Genomic DNA, 17,920 nt, shown 5'->3' on the forward strand with positions numbered 1-17,920 from the left:
TCTTTTGGGCGGAACGGTGTTCCGCAGGTTTAAGATTCAAGTTTTAAATGGCTGAAGGCCGGGCCTCTTGTCTTCCTAACTTAGGGCTTAACACTTCACCACTTAAAACCCTACACTCCCCCTATGAAACACGTCGTATTCAAAGATCGCGTCAAAATCTATGCCCGCGCCGGCAACGGTGGCAACGGGTGTGTTTCGTTCCGCCGTGAAAAGTACATTCCCCGGGGCGGTCCCGACGGCGGCGACGGCGGCCATGGGGGTTCCGTGATCCTGCGCTGCGACGTCAATGAAGATTCCCTGTTGCCGCTCTATTACCAGCCGCACCAAAAGGCGAAGAATGCCCAGCATGGGTTGGGGTCGGACTGCCACGGCAAGAACTCGGCCGACTGCATCGTCAAAGTGGCGCCCGGCACGGTGGTTATCGATGCCGAAACCGATGAGTTTGTGGGCGAATTGCTGAAGGACGGCGAGGAGTTGCTCATCTGCAAGGGCGGGCACGGCGGCCTTGGCAATACACGGTTCAAAAGCTCCACCAACCAAGCCCCGCGCCAATCCACGGATGGCACCAAGGGCGAGGAGAAGGTTTTCTGGCTCGAACTCAAGTTGATGGCCGATGTCGGCCTCGTGGGTTATCCCAACGCCGGCAAGTCGACCCTGCTGAGCCAGCTGACGCATGCGCATCCGAAAATTGCGCCGTATCCCTTCACGACCATCAATCCGATTGTCGGAACGCTGGAATATCAAAATTTCAGCCGGCTGAAGATTGCCGACATTCCCGGCCTGATCGAAGGCGCGCATGAAGGGGTTGGCCTCGGCCACCAGTTCCTGCGCCACATCGAACGTTCCCGCTTCATCATTTTCGTGCTCGATATGGCCGGCACGGATGAGCGGAATCCCACCGACGATTTCATGCACCTGAAGGAAGAACTCCGCCTCCATATGGAAGAGCTTTCCTATACGCCGTATATGGTCGTGGCGAATAAAATGGATAGTCCCGGAGCGGAAGAAAAGCTCAAGGAATTCAAGCAGCGCACCGACGAGCCTATTCTCGAAATCTCCGCCGAGCTCGGCGAAGGGCTCGAGCCGGTGAAGGAATATCTCTACAAGCATTTTTTCGAAACCCGAAAAGTGCTCCAGGAAACCGCGGAACTCGAAGCGGCGGAGTCGGAGAATGAGGACGATTGACCTGAATGCGGATTTGGGGGAGCTGGACGACGGCTCGCTCGATGCCGCGGTCATGCCGTTCATCTCCTCTGCCAACATCGCCTGCGGTGCCCATGCGGGAACCCCCGAAACCATGCGGCGCACCGTGCGCCTCGCCAGGCAACACGGGGTTGCCATCGGTGCGCATCCCGGATATCCCGATCCCGGCAACTTTGGCCGCACCTCGATGGCTCTTTCCATCGATGAACTATGCGCCGTTGTTTGTGGGCAGGTTGCTTTGCTCAAAAGCATCGCCGCCGGGGAGGGGGCAACGGTTCGCCACGTCAAGCTCCACGGCGCGCTCTACAACGACCTTGCCAGCGACTACGGGCGTTCACTGGCCCTCTGCCGTTCCATTCAGCGGCTCGATCCCGCTCTGCGTCTCATTGCGTTTTCCAACTCGGCCACGGCGCGCGCCGCCGAAGATGCAGGGCTCGTGGCCGTCCATGAAGTATTCGCCGACCGCGCCTACACCTCCGAAGGCCGGCTGGTTCCCCGTTCGCAGCCCGGCGCGGTGATCCACGACGAATCGGCCAGCCTTGCGCAGGTTGAAATGATGGTGCTCCGGCAAAAGGTGCCCACCGTTGGAAGCACGCTGCTCCCGATCCAGGCCGACTCGGTCTGCGTCCACGGCGACAATCCCTCCGCCATCGCATTCGTCGCCAGCCTCCGGAAGTTTTTCGAGAAGCAGGGGATTGCGGTGCAACAGGCGGGCGAGCACCGGTTCAGCTTTTCCCCTCTCGGCGAACGTTCGCTGCTCGCGCGGCTCCCGTCGCGCATCGCAAAATCAACCCATCGCCGGATCCGGGGGTTGCAGCTGGCGCTGGAGGGGACTGCCGGGATCCGGGAGCTGGTGCCGTGCTATTCCGAACTCAAGATTGATTTCGATCCGTCGCGGGTGTCGTTCGATGAACTTCGCCACCGAATCGAGGAGCTGCCAGAGGGCGCGGCCGGTTTGCCGAAGCCCCGGTTGGTCGAGGTTCCCGTATGCTACGACGGTCCCGACCTATCGTTGGTGGCGCAACACAACGGGCTGTCGGTTGTGGATGTGGTGCGGTTGCATGGCGAGTCGGTCTATTGGGTTTACATGCTCGGCTTTGCCCCGGGCTTCGCCTACCTGGGCGGCCTCGATGCCCGGTTGGCCACACCGCGGCTGGAGTCGCCGCGGCTATCCGTGCCGGCGGGTTCCGTTGGCATTGCCGGAAACCAAACCGGGATTTACCCGCTCGCAAGCCCCGGCGGCTGGAACATCATTGGGCGCACCCCGTTGACGCTGTTTAATCCTGCGGCGGAAAAGCCCTTCCTTTTCGACCCCGGCGACGAGGTCCGCTTTGTGCCGGTTTCCGCGGAGGCGTTCGATGCGCACGGTTGAAATCATCGAACCCGGCATGTATGCCACGGTGCAGGATGCCGGCCGGCCGGGCTGGCTCCGCTACGGGCTTCCGCCCAGCGGCGCGATGGATCGCCACGCGTTCGGCGCGGCCAATGCTTTGTTGGGCAACGATCCGGACGCCGCCGTGCTCGAAGCCACCGGCACGATGCCGGTTCTCGAATTCAGCCAATCAACCCGGCTGGCCGTTGCTTATGCCGATCATTTCCAGGCCTTGGATGTTAAGGCGGGGGAGCGCATCGGGTTCGAGCCCATGCAGAGTGGCTACCGCGCCTACATTGCCATTGAGGGAGGGATCGATGTGCCCGTTGTGATGGGGAGTCGCTCGACCTATGTGCCGGGGAAGTTGGGCGAAGTGTTGAAGACGGGCGATGTGTTGCCTCTTGGCATCGGAGCAGGCGAGCCGCCTTCGATACGAAAGCATGTACCGCAGGCGGCTCGCCTGCCCCGTCGCACAGTACGCGTCATCCCCGGCCCCGAGGCGGACTGGTTCGACTGCGGGGGATTGAACACCTTCCTGACCGAAGCCTTCACGGTGTCCGCCAAGTCCGACCGCACCGGCATTCGGTTGGAGGGAACGCCGCTCTCGTTCCGTTCCGATGCGCAGATGGTGTCGGCGGGCATCGCCTTCGGCACCATCCAGGTTCCGCCTTCCGGCCAGCCCATCGTCATGATGGCCGACCACCCGACCACCGGCGGCTATCCCCGCATCGGCAACGTGGTGGAGGAAGATCTGCCGATCCTCGCCCAGGCCCGGCCGGGCGACGCCATCCGGTTTGCCGAGGTGCGGTAGGGCGGCTGCCTACGGCGCTGTTTTGCGGATTGGCAGGCGCAGGCGAAAGGTGGTTTCGTCCGTTTGGCCATCGATCAGTTCGAGCGTCCCGCCGTGGGCGTGGGCGATTTCTAGGGCGAGGCAGAGCCCCAGCCCGGTGCCGTCGATCTTGCGGTTTCGGCCTTTGTCGACCCGGTAGAAGCGTTCAAACACGCGGTGGCGTTCGCTGTCGGGGATGGGGATTCCCCGGTTGGAGATCGTCAGGCTCGCCCATCCTTCCGTGTGCGAGAGCTCCAGGATGATGGGCGGTTCGCCCTGGCTATACTTCACCGCGTTGCCGGCCAGGTTGCGGAGCAGGAGTTCCAGCAACCCCCGGTCGGCCTCGACCTCGATGCCGGGTTCGATCCGGGCCTGCGTCTCCTGCCGGGGATCGAGGCTGCACACATCGTCGCAAAGCTCGCCGACCAGTTCCGAAAGATCCACCGTTTCCCTGTTGAGCGCAATCCGTCCGGCGTCGGCCTGCGACAGGATCAGCAGTTTGCGGAGAATGCCATCGAGACGTTGCACCTCGTCGAGCAGGTCCATGTAGGTGCGTTGGTCGTCCGAGCCATCGGCGGAATGGCCCAGGGCCGCTTCGATGTCCGCCTGAAGGATGGTGAGCGGGGTCTTGAGTTCGTGCGCGGCATCGGCGCTGAAGCGCGCCGCCTGCTTGAAGCTGCGCTCCAGGCGCTGCAGCATGTCGTTGATGGTGTCGATGAGCTCCCGGAACTCGATGTCGGCCTTGGCCACGGAGATGCGCTCGTCCAGGTTGAGGACGGTGACTCTGCGCGCCGTATGCACAATGGTGTTTACCGGGCGCATCGCCAGCTGCGCCAGCACCCAGCCGCCGCCAACCAGCAGCAAAAACGCCAGCGGCACCGACAGCAGCAGGTTGTTGCGGAATTCGCCGAGTTCGGCCTCCAGCGGTTCCAGGCTGATGCCGAAGAGCAAGCGGGCCGAGGGGTTGCAAATGGCCATCATCCGGTAGGAGCCGACGGTTTCGAAAACCGGGAGCGACGTGGGAATTCCCGAGGGCGGCCCCCGTCTGAAAAAGGGGGGGCGGTTCGTGGTGGCAGGTTCGCTCCGGGGAAGGGTTGGGTCCAGCGTCGAGCCGGCCGCCTGGAGAATGCGTTGGCCGTCGAAGCCCGGCGGCCATGTGGCCGACGAAAAATCAATGTTTCCGTCGTAGTCCTCCATGCGGAAGACGAGGCCCTTGCCGGGGTCTTCGCGCTCCAGTTCCAGCAAGCGGTCTTCGAGGTGTTTCCAGGAGGAGCTCGCCCGGTAGCGTTCCATGTGTTTGCCCAGGATGGCCTGCAGCTCGTTGTCGGTGCGCTCGACGCCAACGCGGTAGGACATGCGCAGGAAATAGACGCAATAGCCCGTCAGCAAAATCCCGAACAGCGCAACGCTGTACAACGCCTGCTTTAGCTTGAAGGAGCGTGGCACCGGCTGGCCTCCGCATTGAAGCGGTAACCCGCGTTGCGAACCGTTTCGATGAAGCTATGGCCGTCGCGGTCGATTTTTTCGCGGATGCGCCGAACGCAAACCTTGATCAGGCTGGTCTGGGGATCGAAGCCATAGCCCCACACATATTTCAATAGCTGGCTGCGGGTGAACACCTTGCCCGGCGACCGCATCAAATATTCCAGCAGGCTGAATTCGCGCGGGGCGAAAAAGATTTCCTCGTCGCCATAGCGCGCCTCGCGGGTCACCAGGTTGAGCATCAGCGGCCCGGCATGCAGGACGCTGTTGCGCCGCGTCACGGCATTGATGCGCGCCACGAGCTCATTCTGGAAAAAGGGTTTGGTCACATAGTCGTCCGCGCCGAGTTCGAGCCCTTCGACGCGCTCCTGGTTTTCCGCCAGCGCCGTCAGCAGGATGATTGGAATGGCGTTCCCGTCTTCGCGGAGCGCCCTGAGCACCGAAAGCCCGTCGCGCCCCGGTAGCAAGATGTCCAGCAGGACAATGTCGTAGCTCCCGCTCGAGGCCATGGCAAAGCCGTCGTCGCCATTGTCGGCGACCTCCGCGACATGCCCCAGCTCCTCCAGCCCGTTGCGGACGTGGTTCGCAATCTTTTCTTCATCTTCAACAACCAAAATCCGCATCGGTTCCTCCCCTGAGAGACGTGATGGAGAACCAAACGGATGGCGTTGGCGGTTTATTGTGTTTCCCTCGTTACGGAATCGTAACCCTTCGCCATCCAATATTCCCGCGCCCCCCTTCGTTATCAGGACATGCGAAGCAATGCAGGCTCCAGAGGAAGGCGGTCTTCCAGGGGATGCGGCGTTTCCTGAACACATCCAACCACAGGAGAACCCAATGAAATCGAAAACATGGCAAACGGCAGGACTCGCAATGGCTCTCATGGGCGCGGCATCCATCGCCCAGGCCCAGGGCCCCGGCGGCCGGGGCGGCAGCCGCGAGGAAATGATCAAGAAATACGATAAGGACGGCGATGGCCAGCTCAACGAAGAAGAGCGCAACACCATGCGTGAAGAGATGCAGCAGCAGGGCGGCGGGAAGCAGGGCGAAGGGCAGCAGCGCGGCGGCGAACGCCTGAGCGCCGCCGATCTCATTGCGAAATTCGACGCGGATGCCGACGGCAAGCTCGATGCCACCGAAGTCGAAGCCATGATGAAGGAACAGCAGAGCCGCATGCAGAGCCAGCAGGGCCGGCGCGGCGGACCCAACACCCAGGGTGGGCAGCGCAGCGGCCCGCAGGGCGGCGCCAGCCGTGAGGAAATGCTTAAGAAATACGACAAGGACGGCGACGGCCAGCTCAGCGAAGAAGAACGCGCCGAGATGCGCAAGGATATGCAGAGCCGGCGCGGCGGCAACTAGAATTCCAAGACCGCCCAGGCGGTCGGCGGCGTCCGGGATCCCTCCATTCTTTCCCGGGCGCCGTTTTTTTTGCGCGTATCCTAGAAACGGAAATGAACCACAGATGCACGCGGATAATCACAGATACCCAAGCCGGATATACATAACCGATAACCAACCCGCAGGGAGGGGGCATGGCCGATTTGTACAGCAAGAGAACACGCGTTGTGTGAATGAATAATGACGAAGCACCCAGGCACCAAAAGAAAAACCAAAAACGAAACCCGAAATGCCGCCCTTCCGCGCCAAACCCTTCGGCCATTCGGACTTCGGCATTCGTTCGGGCTTGGGTCGTTCGTCCTTTCGCGTGCAACAACTTTCGGATCTTCCTGGATATCAGCGTCCATCCGTGTTCATCCGTGGTTCCATTCCCGAGTTAAGGTTAACGCCTTTTGATTCGTGCGGGGAGTGGTTCGGCCAAACTCAAACTCAAGCTGGCATTACCGGCTCCGGCCGCCGGACGAGCCGCCGCCGGACGAGCCGCCGCCGGACGAACCGCCGCCGGACGAACCGCTGGTTCTTGTCGAGCTGCCGCCGCTGGTTCGGGTGTTGTTGCCCTGCTGGCGATCCCCCTGTTGCGGCGGCTCGTCTTGTTGCCCCTGCTGGCCGCCCATGCGCTGGGCAAAGGCCGCGCGCTGCTCGGGCGACATCGAGCGCATCATGTTGCGCATTTGGTCGATCATGAGGCCTTGGGCGGATTGCGCCTGGGGGGTGGACTGCCGGGCAACGGTCTTGGTGCCGGATGTCGCCTCGGCCAGCATCCCTTGGCCATAGCCGCCAACGGCGCTATCGGCCACATGCTTGGTGGGCGTATAGTCGACCGCGTAGGTTTCTCGCTCCCCGGTCACAAAATGCTCAACCGTCATGCCTTTCATCGTGATTTCCAGGATGTCCCATTCGTTGAGGAAATCGACGATGGTCTGCCGCGGGTCGCGCGGATCGCTGATCTGCTTGATGACCTGGCTGACATTGTCCTGCCAGATCCGCAGGTTGACGGTCGGGCGCGATTTGAGCGAAAGCACCACGCTGCCTTTTTCGCCGACATAGACGCCCTTCACGAGCAGGTCGGAAAAGCTGTTCGCCCCCGAGGCCTTGCGCGTTTTCGAAAAGAGATGCTTCTCCAAAATTTCGTCCATGGTCGGCACGTCGCTTTTGAGTCGGGGCCGTTGCGGTTCGCGTGCCGTGTAGGCGGTCGTGTTGCTGTCGATGTCCACGTTGACGGGCCGGGTGATGGCCACCCCGACCGCGACGGTGCCGAGCACGCAGAGCGCGCCGATTCCCGGCAGCGCATACTTGGAAATGTTCGGAATCATTTTTCGCCTCCTTCCTGGCAGATGATCTGGATCGCCAACTCCAGGGAGAGCGTTGGCTCTTCGGATTGGCTACCCGTGCTGCGCATCGGGAACCGGCTGCGCCGGCTACTGCGCGAGCGCCGTTCCGAAATGGAAAAGCCCTCGATCAGGATCAACGGCCGGTAGGTCTCGATGCGGTGCATGAATTTGAGGATTTCCGCATAGCGCCCCTGGCCCTTGACGGAAAGGTTCATCTGGTTCGCGGCATCGCCCACCGACGATCTCCCGGAGGTCGTCTGCAGGTTGAGGTCGGGGCCCAGCTCGTTGAACAGTTTGATCATGGCGGTTTGCGTCAGGATCGGGTTTTCGATCGGCGGGAACAGCAGGTCGTCGGCTTCGCGCAGCGCGCCGCGCAGCTGCTGGTGCTCGGTGGTGATCGCCCCTTCGTCGTAGTACAGGCCATAGAGGCTTTCAAGCATCTGCATTTCGCCCTCGAGCAGCCCGCGCTGCTCCTCGCGGTAAGCGGAGGCCTTCTTCGCCCCAGGATAAACCACCATGCCGAAAAACAGCACCGCCGCACCGGCCATCACGTAGAGCCGCTCCTTCCGCGACAATCGTTGAAACAACTTTTTCATACCTCTATCTCCTTAGCCGGGCCGTTAGCGAAAACTCATAGTAGCCATCGCGCTCCGTTCCAATTTCGGACGCGCTGATCGTATCGATGAAGGCCAGTTTCATCACCAGCTCCGGCAGCTTGTCGGGTTCCTTGGAGCTGCCCTTCAGGACCAGCTCTTCCCGGCCACAGTCGATCTGCTTGAGGTAGGTGTCTTCGGGGAGGGAATCGGATAGTGTTTTGAGGATTTCCATGGAACCCGCATCGGCGTTGCACACCTTGGCCAGCTGCGCCAATTGCCGGTGGTAGGTTTTGTTCTTTTCCTTCATCGTTTGGATCGAGGCCGTCTCGTGCCGCAGTTCCCGGAGTTCTTGGGCGGTCTTGCGGCGCTGCAGCGCCGGCGCCCCGGTGCGGAAGGCATAGGTTGCGAACATCTCGAACACGAAGAGCAGGCAGAGGCCATACAGCGCGACCGTGCGCTTGTTGACCGGAACCTTCCGCTGGCGCTCTTCGAGCAGGTTCAGCGTTGGCGGTGGTTCGGCCATGGCCGCAATCAGGGCGTCCGCGAACGATATGGCGGCCTCCTCCTCCAGCGGCGCAATCGGCTCGGGCAGTTCGAGCGGGCGCGCATGCAGACCGAATGCCGTGCCCAGGTCCGCACCCAGTTCCGCCGCCTCCGCCGGGCCGCCCATCAGGATCCGGCAAATCCCTTCGTCGCCCAGCCACGCCTTGTTGCGCGCCACCATCTGGCGGACGGCGCCCAGCACGCGGTGGCGCACGGTGCCGTCGTCCTTGCGCGGAAGGGTCTGCGCCCCCTGCAGCAGGCCCTCGCCATAGAGGCACAGCTGCACATGCCGCTCATCAACCAGCACCAGCAGGCTGGAGATGCCGGCGAGTTGCGGGGCGGCCAGCGAAGCAAACGAAACCGCTTCGTCGATCGGAACCCCGGCGTCCTCGAAACGTTCCACCAGCCCGCGCACCTCCGGCGAACGCGCGGCCACCAGGTCGAGCACCGCCTGCTTGCCGTCGGGCGATTCCGCCACCGACCAGCCCAGCAACCGTTCATCTTCGGAAAACGGCACATGGCGCGTGGCTTCGTTGCGCACCATGCCCGCCATTTCCTCCAGCACCACCGCCGGATAGCGCAGGGTGCGCTGCATGGCCATTTCGCGCGGCACAACCAGCGTTACCCGCCCCGGCGTCTTCCCGGTCGAGGCCATCAATCCGGCCACTGCGCCGAACAGCTCTTCGTCGCGCGGCAACCGCTCCATCAACTTGATCTGCGCCCCCAGCATCGTCCGGTCCACGAACACCACATCGACCGCGGTGTCGTGGAACAAGATGCACATGTTTGCTTTTTTGTTCATGCTACCCATCCGTTCCCTTCATTGTTCTCAATCGTCCTCCGGCACGCCGTAGGCCAGCACCCGCTCCACGGTTTCGCGCGGCGCGTTGCCCATCATGTCGTCGATTTCATATGCGGCATCCTGCCCTTCACCCAACCGGAGGCGAACCAAAACGATGCGTTCGGAAACCACCTCCCGGTCTGCCTCTTCGGTGTCGTCTTCGGCTTCAATGCGGCCGCTGGCGAGCAGGTACAGCTGCTCCGGAAGCGTTTCGACCTTGCTGTATTCAAGTTCCTCGTCCTCGTCGTAATCGTCGTCCGCCGGAACGGCCCCCGACAAGACATACTGCGCGGAGGCGCGTCCCTCCGGCGAGTGGTCGCCGATCAGATACCGCAGGATGCCGCCGCCCCAAAGCATGCCGTCCTCGACCCGCGCCGGGTTGCCGGTTCCAAAAAAAAGTTCGCGCGTCATGCCATGCACCATCAGCAGCTCCTCGAAGGAATCCAACACGCCGTTCTTCACGTGGCGCGGCGTGTCGAGTTCCTGATAGTCGTCCTCCTCCATGCCGCTGGCGCGGGCAATGTCGTCCTCGTCGGTCCAGTCGATGATGCAGTCGACCAGCGCGCTTCGCTCGTCGCCCTCTTCCATGTCGCAGGCGACTTCCAGCAGGCGGTGCCAATCGTTTTGCCCCAGCTCGTTCGGATCGAGGGCCGATGGCGAATGGATGAGCCGGTAGGAGAGCAAGCCCCGGCCGAGGGCGATGCCTTCGCGGTAAAGTAGCAGCTCCTCGATCTCCGTTTCATAGTCCTCCGTGCCCGCAATCAGAAAGGCGTCGCCATGGCCGTTGGCGTAGAGCGATCCGCCGCGCGCCAGCTCCAGCCGCGCCAGCTCGAACGCACTGCGCGCCAGCTGCGTATTGATCGCCTCTTCATAGTGCGCGCCCGCGGCCTTCAGCTCGTTCTTGATCTCGGCGGAGAAGTTCGCCACCAGGAACGCCAGCACCACCGTCACCGCCAGCACCAGGATGAGGGCGGAGCCGCTCCTGGAGCCCGGGCGGACTAAGCTGTGTTGATCCGTGTTCATCCGTGGCTAAATTCCATTCCTTCGTACACTGTAATCAAAGACCAGCGTTTCCGCGTCCATCTTCGGGAGCTTGATTTCCATTTCGATATAGTCGGGCAGTTCGAGCGCATAGTCGCCTTCGACCTCCTCGGCTTCGAGTTCGAGCGGTTCGGGCTCGCCGGTCATGTCGGTCTCGTCGAGCTGCCAATGGGTGAAGCGGATCGATTCCGCCTCCTTGAGCAGGCACACTTCGCGGGTCGGCAGTTCCGCCTCCTCGGCAAACAACGCGTTGTCGCCCCAATCGTCGCCGACCGGATTGTCGATGCCGTTCAGGAACGAGACATCGACCAGCCACAGGCTCGGCGCATCGGTCTCCTCGCCGGTGCGCACCTCCAGCACCACCCAGTGCATGCAGCCGTCGCGCTCCGCCGAAAGGAACGGGCGGTCCAGGCAAAAGCCCAGCGCCTCCTCTTCGCCGCGGTAGCGGTAGTCGCCCTCCGCCGAATCGTAGAAGCCGTCCTCTTCCAGGTAGCGCTTTTCATCCTGCGAGAGCTGCAGGGCGCGGGCATCGCGCAGCGCCTCGCCCAGCACCAGCTCCAGCGACCGCATGCGCGTCAGGTTGTCGAGCGCATCCGTGGCCTGGTTGATCGAACCGGTCGCGTTGCGCAGCACCCCGCCGACCGCCGCGCACAGAATGCCCACCACCACCAGCGTCACCAAAAGCTCCATCAGGGTGAAGCCTTGCCTTGTACCGTGGAGCGGGATTTGGAATGCGCCTTCCTTCGGCATCCCCTGTTCCGTGTTCGAAATTGGATCTTTCCTACGCATCTTCAAAAAGCCCGATCCCATGCAGCTTCACATGGTTCTTCCGTTCGCCACCGGTGTCGTTGCTCCACGAAACCGTAACCTCCAGCTGGTACGGGAAGGTTCCGTCCGATGCGCTTTCATCGTCGGAATCCATGCCCGGCAGATCGTCGAGTTCCATCGCCCAGGCTTCGGCCAGCCATTCGTAGCGGCCCGCTTCGCCGGAGGTCTCCGCGTCGGGCGCGTAGGTGGATCGCCGCAGGCCATCCATTTCGCGCATGGCGATGCGCACCGCCAAGGCGTGGTCCTTCGTTTGGTTGATGTCGCGCAAATGATGGCCGAGCGCCGACAGCAGCCCCGTCACGCCGATCGTGAAAACCACCAGCGCCGCGAGGACTTCAAGCAACGAAAAGCCGTCCCGCCTAGTCATTGTCATCCTCCTTTTGGGCGCGTTCCGCGGTGGCCCGTCCCGTCAGGACATCGGTGGTGAATTCGTAGCGGACGTTTTCCTTCGATAGCGCAAGGCCGCCGCCGTCGCTGCCGCCGAAGTGGGCGAAGACAACGGCCAGCACGTTGGTGCTCCCTTCCTCCGTTTCCTCCTCGGCGAGGATCTCGATCCCGATGGTATCGTCGAGCGCAACCGTTTTTCCGGGAATGGAGATTTCATTCGTTTCCGGATTCACGCGCAGTTCCGTGCGCTGTTTTCGCGCCAGGGCGACCAGACGCGCCTCGGCCATCAGTTGCATGACGCGCCGCCCCTCCTTGCGAAGGGTATATTTCGGGGAGGTCATCGATTCAATCGTCGGAATGCCGATGCCCGCGATGATCGCGATGATCACGACGACGACCAGCAGCTCAACCAGCGTAAACGCTTGTTTCGCAGCTCGCTTCCTGATGCTTGATGCTTGGCCGTCCTTCGGCATTCCGGAGTCCTTGTTCGATATTCCTTATTCGTCGATCGACGAGAGATCCGCCATGAAACCTTCTCCGCCTTCCGCGCCGTCGGCGCCGAGGCAGACGATTTCATAGTCGGTGCCGTCGGAGGCCGGAACCTTGAGGAGATAGTCGTTGCCCCACGGGTCGCGGATATCCTTGGCCTTGCGCATGTAGGGGCCTCCCCATGCGCCGTCGTTCTCTTCCGGTGCGGAGACGAGCGCATTCAGCCCGGCCTCTTCGGTGGGATAGGTGCCCACGTCGAGCTTGTAGCGCTCGAGGGCGGTTTCGAGCTGGCTGAACGAGGTGCGCGCCGCCTGCACCCGCGCCTTGTCGGGCTCCTTGCGGAAGGTCTGCATCGAGATGGTGCCGATCACCATCAGGATCACGATCACCACCAACAGCTCCACCAGGGTGAAACCGGACTTGCTCTTTTTTCTTTTCTTCTCGTTCATGTCTTTCTCCTGTTCAATGGAATGCCCTAGCTTGCGGATGTGCTCATGGCCATGATGCCCTGCATCATGGCAACGACGATGAAACCGACGATGACCGCGAGCACGACGATGAATGCGGGTTCGAGCACGCTGACGAAACGGTCGGTGCTGGCGGAGACCTTTTCCTCGTAGCGGTCGGCCACCTTGTTGAGCATGGTTCCGAGTTCGCCGGAATCCTCGCCCATGGAAACCATCCGCGCCGCGAGCTCGGGGAAGAGGGGATCGTTTTGCAGGATGGCGCCCATGGGCTTGCCGCCCTGCACCTGTTCGTAGACGCGGCGCATCAGCTTTTGCAGCGCGGCGTTGCCGAGCGTTCCACCGGTGATGGAGATGGCCTGGAGGATCGGCACCTGCCCTTCGAGCAGCGCACTGAGCATGCGGCAGAAGCGGCTGGTTTCGGCCTCGGCCAACAACCCGCCGAGGATGGGGATCCGCAGCACCTTCGTGCCCCAGGCCACGCGGCCCTCTTCGCTGCGCGTCCAGAATTTGAACAGCCCGGCAATCAGCACGACCAGCAACGGGCCGAGCCACCAGTATTCGCGGCAGAAGCCGCTCAGGCCGATCAGCGCCCGCGTCGAGGCGGGCAGCATTTCGCCGGAATCCTCGAACATTTCGATCAGCTTCGGAATTACGAACACCATCATGATGGCCACCACCGCGATGCCCATGATGAGCAGCAGCGAGGGGTAGATCATGGCGGTCACGACCTTGGAGCGCACCTTCTGGCGCCGCTCCAGCAGCGTCGCGATGCGCCGCATGATGAGGTCGAGCGAGCCGGAGGCCTCGCCGCCGCGCACCATGTTGGAATAGAACCGCTCGAACACCTTCGGGTGGCGCGAGAGGGCGTCGGCGAACGAGGCGCCGCCCGTTACATCCTTCCACACCTCGGTGAGCACCTCCTTGAAGCGCGGATGCGGGCAGAGGTCGGCCTGGGTCTTGAGCGCCTGCTCCAGCGGAATCCGGGCATCGAGCAGGGCGGAGGTTTCGGACGAAAACTCCATCAGCTGCTGCACGGTGATGCGCTTGCCGAACGCGGTCGCCGCGTTGCCGTTGCCTTCGAGGGCATCGGCGCGCACCACCTTGAGCACCACCAGTCGCTGCCGCTGGAGCTGCTGGATGGCGCGCGTCTCGGTCGGCGCTTCGATGAACCCCGTGCGGCTTTCGCCCTCGGCGGTCACGGCTTTGTAGGAAAACTTTGTCATGACGCTATGACCATTGGGTTACCCGGCGGACTTCCTCGACGGTGCTGGTTCCCTCGACCATCGCCTGCCAGCCGCACTCGCGCAGCAGCTTGGTTCCGTTGCGCTTGGCCAGCGCGCGGATCGGCCCGGCCTCGGGCGAATGCTGGATCAGCTCGCGCATCTCGTCGTTGGTGCCCATCAGTTCGTAGAGGCCGACGCGGCCATGGAACCCGGTACCGTCGCAATACTCGCAGCCGTGGCCGCGCCTGAAGGTGTATTCCGGTTCGACGGCTTCGGGGAAGTCGGCCAGGTGCGAACGGGTGAGCGTGTAGGTTTCGGCGCACTTCGGGCAAACCCGGCGGCAGAGCCGCTGCGCCAGCGCGCCCGTGAGCGCGGAGGCGATGAGGTACGACTCGACCCCCATGTCGGCCAGACGGGCGATGCTGCCGGCCGCATCGTTGGTGTGCAGCGTGGAGAGCACCATGTGCCCGGTGAGCGAGGCCTGGATGGCGATGTCGGCGGTTTCGGCATCGCGGATCTCGCCGACCATGACGATGTCCGGATCCTGGCGGACGATGGAGCGCAGGCCGTTGGCGAAGGTCATGCCGATTTTGGGGTTCATCTGGATCTGGTTGATGCCCTGCAAGCGGATTTCGACCGGGTCCTCGATGGTGATGATCTTGACCTTTTCGGAGTTGAGGTGCGTGAGCGCGGTGTGGAGCGTGGTGGTTTTGCCGCTGCCCGTCGGACCCGTGACGAGGATGAAGCCTTGCGGCTGCTCGACCATGCGGGTGAACTGACCGCGTTCGAGATCCGGCATGCCGAGGCTGGAAAAGTCCAGCTCGACCTGCTGCTGGTTGAGCAGGCGGATGACGATGTTTTCGCCGTAGATGGTCGGTGTAACGGCGACGCGCATATCGAGGTCGAAGCCCTGGATCTGCATCTTGATGCGGCCGTCCTGGGGGATGCGGCGCTCGGCGATGTCGAGCTTGGCCAGCAGCTTGATGCGCGAGGTGACGGCGGCATGGTGCTTCTTGTCGATCGATTCGGTTTCGTGCAGCACGCCATCGACGCGGTAGCGGACCCGCAGGTTGTATTCGCCGATCTCGATGTGGATGTCGGAGGCGCGTTTTTCGACGGCCGCCGTGATGATGAGGTTGACCATGCGCACCACGGGCGCTTCGAGCGCGAGGTCGCGCAGGTGCTCCTCCTCGTCGCCCCAGTCGCCCGCCTCGAAGACCTCGGCATCCTGCATCATGGTGCCGAGGTTGTTGGCGGCGTAATCCTCGGCGCGGGCGAGTGCGTCGTCCATGGCCGGGGTCGGCACGAGCTGGATTTCCAGCTCTTCGCCGCGTTGCATGCGGATGGCCTCGAGGCTGGCCCAGTCGGTTGGGTCGTCGGTGATGGCGGTGATGGTTTCGCCGTCGATGAGGAAGAGCACGCGGTGCTCGACCAGGAAGGGATAGGGCAGGTTTTCGTCGAGCCACAGATGCTTTGCCGGATCCTCGACCGGGCAAACCGCAAGCTCGAACTGTTCGGCCAGCGCGGCGGCCAGGTCGGCGGGCTGGATGGCGCCCTCGCCGACGAGGGTTTCGCCGAGCCGGTCGCCGTTGCCCGCCTGCTTGCGCAGTGCGGCCTGCACGGCATCGCGGTTGGCGGCGCCTTGCGCCACGAGAATGTCGCCGAGTTGACGGTAGGCCATTATTCCTGCCCCTCTTCCGTTTCCGCATCCGCCTCGGTTGCATCCGTTGCGTCGTCGTCGCCGAGGTTGTAGAGGGAGCGGATGTTCTTTTCGCGGAGTGCGCCGAGGATCTTGTTTTCGAAGGTCCGGGTGAGCTTGTCGGTTTCATCGCGCGAGTCGACGACGTGCGGCGTCATGATCATCAGGATTTCGGAGCCGACCCGGACGGTCTTGGTGCGCCCGAACAACCAGCCGATGTAGGGGATCTGGCTGAGGAAGGGGACGCCGGTGCGCACCTTCTGGTCGTTGCGTTGGATGAGGCCGCCGAGCACGAGGGTCTGGCCGTCTTCGACCTGGAGGTTGGAGCGCAGCTCGCGGGTGTAGAACTTGGGCGCTTCGTCGTCGATGGTTTCCGGATTGATGGAGCGGAGGGTTTGCTCCAGGTCCAGGGTGACCATGCGGTGGTCGTCGATCTTGGGCGTGACCTTCAGGGTGATCTTGGCATCGCGGTAGTCGTAGGAAAAGTTTTCCTTGCCGGCGTCGGTCACGCTGCTCTGCTGGATCGGCACCTCTTCGCCGAAGGAGATTTCGGCTTCCATGCCGTCGCGGGTGAGCACGGTTGGGGAGGAGAGCACCTGGAGCCGGTCGTCGTCCTGCGCGGCGTGGATGAGGGCAAGCGAATCGTCGCTCTTGTTGAAGAGGTAGGAGAGTCCGTCGGCGGCCGATTTGATGGAGGCTTCGGCGGTGGTGAGTTCGTCGAGATCGAGGCTCGCCATTTGGGCGCCGGAATGGCTCGGGTTGCCTTGGCCCAGGATGGCCCACTCGACGCCGAACTCGAGGCTTTCATCGAGCGTGACCTCGACGAGCACGGTTTCGATCAGCACCTGGCGGCGCGAGCGGTCGAGCTCTTCGATGGTTTCGGCGATCTGCCGCTGCATGTCGGCGGGGGCGTTGACGATGAGGGTGTTGGTGTCTTCGTCGGACAGGACGATGACCTCCTCGTTGACGGTGGTTCCGGCGGCATCGCCGGTTGCGGGGGCCGCAGGCGTTGCGGTGGCGGTTTGCGTCTTGGCGGCGTTGCCCGCTTTATTCTTGCTGTTCGCGGCGGTGGTCTGCGCGGCGGACTCCTTCGTTGCACTCTTGCCGAGTTCCTTCTGCAGATCGAGGGTTTGCTGGTAGAGGCTGGAATAGAGGTTGTCGAGGGTCTTGGCGATGGTTTCGGCCTCGATCACCTTCAGTCGGTATATTTTGGTGACGCGCTCGTTCTGGCCGTCGGAGCGGTCGAGCATCTTGATCCAGCGTTCGATCTCGGGGGCCATCGCCGTGGTGGCGTTGTGGGCGACCACCATGTTGAGGCGGGCGACCGCGAAAAACTGGACGGCGGAGCCGTCGTGGCCCGTTCGGCGGTAGAAGACGCTGGAGAGCTCCTCGGCCACATCCGAGGCATCGGCCACTTCCAAGACGTGCTGCACCATCACCGAGGCCGGGACATCGACGATCTTGAGCAAGTCGTTCATCTGGTCCAGGTAGGCGCGGGTGCCCATCACGATCAGGACGCCGGAATCCTCCATCCCGAAAATGTTCTTGGTCTTTCCGCTGAAGTTGTTGAGGAAGGTTTGCGCGGTGGTGGCATCGATGTTCTTCAAGCGGATCACGCCGATGACCGGCTTGCCGTCGGGGTATTCGGACTCCCGGTCCGCCTCGACGATCGGCCGGAGGTCGGACGGGGAGAAGACCCACACCCGGCCGCGTTCGATGCGCTGCACGCCTGCGGTTTCAAGAAGGGCGTCGAACATTTCGAGCTTGTCTTCGCGCTCCCACTTCGTGACGTCGCCGGCGCGGATGCTGACCTCCTGCGAGACGTTGACGGAGGGGGAAATGATGAATTCCATCTGCAGGTCGCGGCAGAGCACCTCGATGCAATCCTTGAGGGTGATGTTTTCCCAGTTGACGGCGACATCCGAACCCGTTCCGGTTCCTGCGGTGCGCCCGCTCATGATGGCCGCATCGAGCGTGGCCTGGTCGGTGGCCTTCGCGCCGTCCTCCTGCGAGTTCATCACACCGCCGGGCCGCATGCCCATCAAGCCGCCGGGCCGCATGCCGCCGGTGTTGCCGCCGCCCCGGCGTCCCGAGTTCTGTTGTTCATCCTGCGCCGGGACCACGGAGGCGCATCCGAGCACCGCCAACACTAAAACCGACTTCCATCCTGTTTTCCACTCCATCCTGACTA

General features: G+C 62.8%; 17 protein-coding genes. 4 read left to right on the forward strand and 13 right to left on the reverse strand.

Going from position 1 to position 17,920, the window contains the following annotated elements; genetic code table 11:
* The first annotated feature begins 123 nt into the window (after positions 1-123).
* The 3 genes from obgE to E9954_RS18330 are packed head-to-tail and all read left to right on the forward strand — an operon-like array spanning position 124 to position 3,386.
* Positions 124-1,185, forward strand: a complete 1,062-nt coding sequence (gene obgE / locus E9954_RS18320) for a GTPase ObgE (RefSeq protein ID WP_136080740.1) — start codon at positions 124-126, stop codon at positions 1,183-1,185.
* Positions 1,172-2,575 (forward strand): 5-oxoprolinase subunit PxpB, encoded by a 1,404-nt coding sequence (pxpB, locus tag E9954_RS33065; RefSeq protein WP_222847229.1) that lies wholly within the window; start codon positions 1,172-1,174, stop codon positions 2,573-2,575. The genes obgE and pxpB overlap by 14 nt, the downstream gene beginning before the upstream one ends.
* A complete protein-coding gene (locus E9954_RS18330) occupies positions 2,562-3,386 on the forward strand; it encodes a 5-oxoprolinase subunit C family protein (RefSeq protein WP_136080741.1) in 825 nt (274 codons plus the stop codon). Before pxpB ends, E9954_RS18330 begins: the two co-directional genes overlap by 14 nt.
* Positions 3,387-3,395: 9 nt before the next feature.
* On the opposite strand, the gene E9954_RS18335 is transcribed toward E9954_RS18330, so the two are convergent.
* A complete protein-coding gene (locus tag E9954_RS18335) occupies positions 3,396-4,850 on the reverse strand; it encodes an ATP-binding protein (RefSeq protein WP_136080742.1) in 1,455 nt (484 codons plus the stop codon).
* Entirely contained in the window at positions 4,829-5,509 is a 681-nt protein-coding gene (locus E9954_RS18340; RefSeq protein ID WP_136080743.1) for a response regulator transcription factor, read from the reverse strand. The genes E9954_RS18335 and E9954_RS18340 overlap by 22 nt, the downstream gene beginning before the upstream one ends.
* A gap of 214 nt (positions 5,510-5,723) precedes the next feature.
* Here E9954_RS18340 and E9954_RS18345 point away from each other — a divergent pair, with 214 nt between their 5' ends.
* Positions 5,724-6,245: an EF-hand domain-containing protein gene (locus E9954_RS18345; RefSeq protein ID WP_168442388.1), complete on the forward strand. Its 522-nt coding sequence runs from the start codon at positions 5,724-5,726 to the stop codon at positions 6,243-6,245.
* 479 nt (positions 6,246-6,724) lie between these two features.
* Here E9954_RS18345 and E9954_RS18350 read toward each other — a convergent pair whose 3' ends face one another.
* The 11 genes from E9954_RS18350 to gspD are packed head-to-tail and all read right to left on the reverse strand — an operon-like array spanning position 6,725 to position 17,912.
* Positions 6,725-7,597 carry a hypothetical protein gene (locus tag E9954_RS18350; RefSeq protein WP_136080745.1) on the reverse strand — a complete coding sequence of 291 codons (873 nt, stop codon included), beginning with the start codon at positions 7,595-7,597 and terminating at the stop codon, positions 6,725-6,727.
* Positions 7,594-8,211 carry a hypothetical protein gene (locus tag E9954_RS18355; RefSeq protein WP_136080746.1) on the reverse strand — a complete coding sequence of 206 codons (618 nt, stop codon included), beginning with the start codon at positions 8,209-8,211 and terminating at the stop codon, positions 7,594-7,596. Before E9954_RS18355 ends, E9954_RS18350 begins: the two co-directional genes overlap by 4 nt.
* A gap of 4 nt (positions 8,212-8,215) precedes the next feature.
* On the reverse strand, positions 8,216-9,556 hold the full coding sequence (locus tag E9954_RS18360; RefSeq protein WP_136080747.1) for a hypothetical protein: 1,341 nt from the start codon (positions 9,554-9,556) through the stop codon (positions 8,216-8,218).
* A 27-nt stretch (positions 9,557-9,583) separates the two neighbouring features.
* On the reverse strand, positions 9,584-10,618 hold the full coding sequence (locus E9954_RS18365; RefSeq protein WP_136080748.1) for a type II secretion system minor pseudopilin: 1,035 nt from the start codon (positions 10,616-10,618) through the stop codon (positions 9,584-9,586).
* Between the two features lie 6 nt (positions 10,619-10,624).
* Complete coding sequence (locus E9954_RS18370; RefSeq protein WP_136080749.1) at positions 10,625-11,386, reverse strand: type II secretion system protein; 762 nt, start codon at positions 11,384-11,386, stop codon at positions 10,625-10,627.
* Between the two features lie 31 nt (positions 11,387-11,417).
* Positions 11,418-11,831 carry a type IV pilus modification PilV family protein gene (locus E9954_RS18375; protein ID WP_168442389.1) on the reverse strand — a complete coding sequence of 138 codons (414 nt, stop codon included), beginning with the start codon at positions 11,829-11,831 and terminating at the stop codon, positions 11,418-11,420.
* Positions 11,824-12,324, reverse strand: a complete 501-nt coding sequence (locus tag E9954_RS18380) for a prepilin-type N-terminal cleavage/methylation domain-containing protein (RefSeq protein ID WP_136080751.1) — start codon at positions 12,322-12,324, stop codon at positions 11,824-11,826. The genes E9954_RS18375 and E9954_RS18380 overlap by 8 nt, the downstream gene beginning before the upstream one ends.
* Positions 12,325-12,348: 24 nt before the next feature.
* Positions 12,349-12,789, reverse strand: a complete 441-nt coding sequence (gene gspG, locus E9954_RS18385) for a type II secretion system major pseudopilin GspG (protein WP_136080752.1) — start codon at positions 12,787-12,789, stop codon at positions 12,349-12,351.
* 26 nt (positions 12,790-12,815) lie between these two features.
* On the reverse strand, positions 12,816-14,030 hold the full coding sequence (locus E9954_RS18390; RefSeq protein ID WP_136080753.1) for a type II secretion system F family protein: 1,215 nt from the start codon (positions 14,028-14,030) through the stop codon (positions 12,816-12,818).
* Between the two features lie 4 nt (positions 14,031-14,034).
* On the reverse strand, positions 14,035-15,711 hold the full coding sequence (locus E9954_RS18395) for a GspE/PulE family protein (RefSeq protein ID WP_136080754.1): 1,677 nt from the start codon (positions 15,709-15,711) through the stop codon (positions 14,035-14,037).
* Positions 15,711-17,912 carry a type II secretion system secretin GspD gene (gene gspD, locus E9954_RS18400; protein WP_136080755.1) on the reverse strand — a complete coding sequence of 734 codons (2,202 nt, stop codon included), beginning with the start codon at positions 17,910-17,912 and terminating at the stop codon, positions 15,711-15,713. Before gspD ends, E9954_RS18395 begins: the two co-directional genes overlap by 1 nt.
* Between the last annotated feature and the right edge of the window lie 8 nt (positions 17,913-17,920).

Source organism: Pontiella desulfatans, from assembly GCF_900890425.1.
Classification (GTDB): domain Bacteria; phylum Verrucomicrobiota; class Kiritimatiellia; order Kiritimatiellales; family Pontiellaceae; genus Pontiella; species Pontiella desulfatans.

Coding starts and splice junctions, on each gene's coding strand:
- E9954_RS18360 (WP_136080747.1), bottom strand. CDS start 9,556: ATGAACAAAAAAGCAAACATGTGCATCTTGTTCCACGACACCGCGGTC.
- E9954_RS18370 (WP_136080749.1), bottom strand. CDS start 11,386: ATGCCGAAGGAAGGCGCATTCCAAATCCCGCTCCACGGTACAAGGCAA.
- pxpB (WP_222847229.1), top strand. CDS start 1,172: ATGAGGACGATTGACCTGAATGCGGATTTGGGGGAGCTGGACGACGGC.
- E9954_RS18375 (WP_168442389.1), bottom strand. CDS start 11,831: ATGACTAGGCGGGACGGCTTTTCGTTGCTTGAAGTCCTCGCGGCGCTG.
- obgE (WP_136080740.1), top strand. CDS start 124: ATGAAACACGTCGTATTCAAAGATCGCGTCAAAATCTATGCCCGCGCC.
- E9954_RS18380 (WP_136080751.1), bottom strand. CDS start 12,324: ATGCCGAAGGACGGCCAAGCATCAAGCATCAGGAAGCGAGCTGCGAAA.
- E9954_RS18330 (WP_136080741.1), top strand. CDS start 2,562: ATGCGCACGGTTGAAATCATCGAACCCGGCATGTATGCCACGGTGCAG.
- E9954_RS18345 (WP_168442388.1), top strand. CDS start 5,724: ATGAAATCGAAAACATGGCAAACGGCAGGACTCGCAATGGCTCTCATG.
- E9954_RS18365 (WP_136080748.1), bottom strand. CDS start 10,618: ATGAACACGGATCAACACAGCTTAGTCCGCCCGGGCTCCAGGAGCGGC.
- E9954_RS18395 (WP_136080754.1), bottom strand. CDS start 15,711: ATGGCCTACCGTCAACTCGGCGACATTCTCGTGGCGCAAGGCGCCGCC.
- E9954_RS18390 (WP_136080753.1), bottom strand. CDS start 14,030: ATGACAAAGTTTTCCTACAAAGCCGTGACCGCCGAGGGCGAAAGCCGC.
- E9954_RS18350 (WP_136080745.1), bottom strand. CDS start 7,597: ATGATTCCGAACATTTCCAAGTATGCGCTGCCGGGAATCGGCGCGCTC.
- E9954_RS18340 (WP_136080743.1), bottom strand. CDS start 5,509: ATGCGGATTTTGGTTGTTGAAGATGAAGAAAAGATTGCGAACCACGTC.
- gspD (WP_136080755.1), bottom strand. CDS start 17,912: ATGGAGTGGAAAACAGGATGGAAGTCGGTTTTAGTGTTGGCGGTGCTC.
- gspG (WP_136080752.1), bottom strand. CDS start 12,789: ATGAACGAGAAGAAAAGAAAAAAGAGCAAGTCCGGTTTCACCCTGGTG.
- E9954_RS18355 (WP_136080746.1), bottom strand. CDS start 8,211: ATGAAAAAGTTGTTTCAACGATTGTCGCGGAAGGAGCGGCTCTACGTG.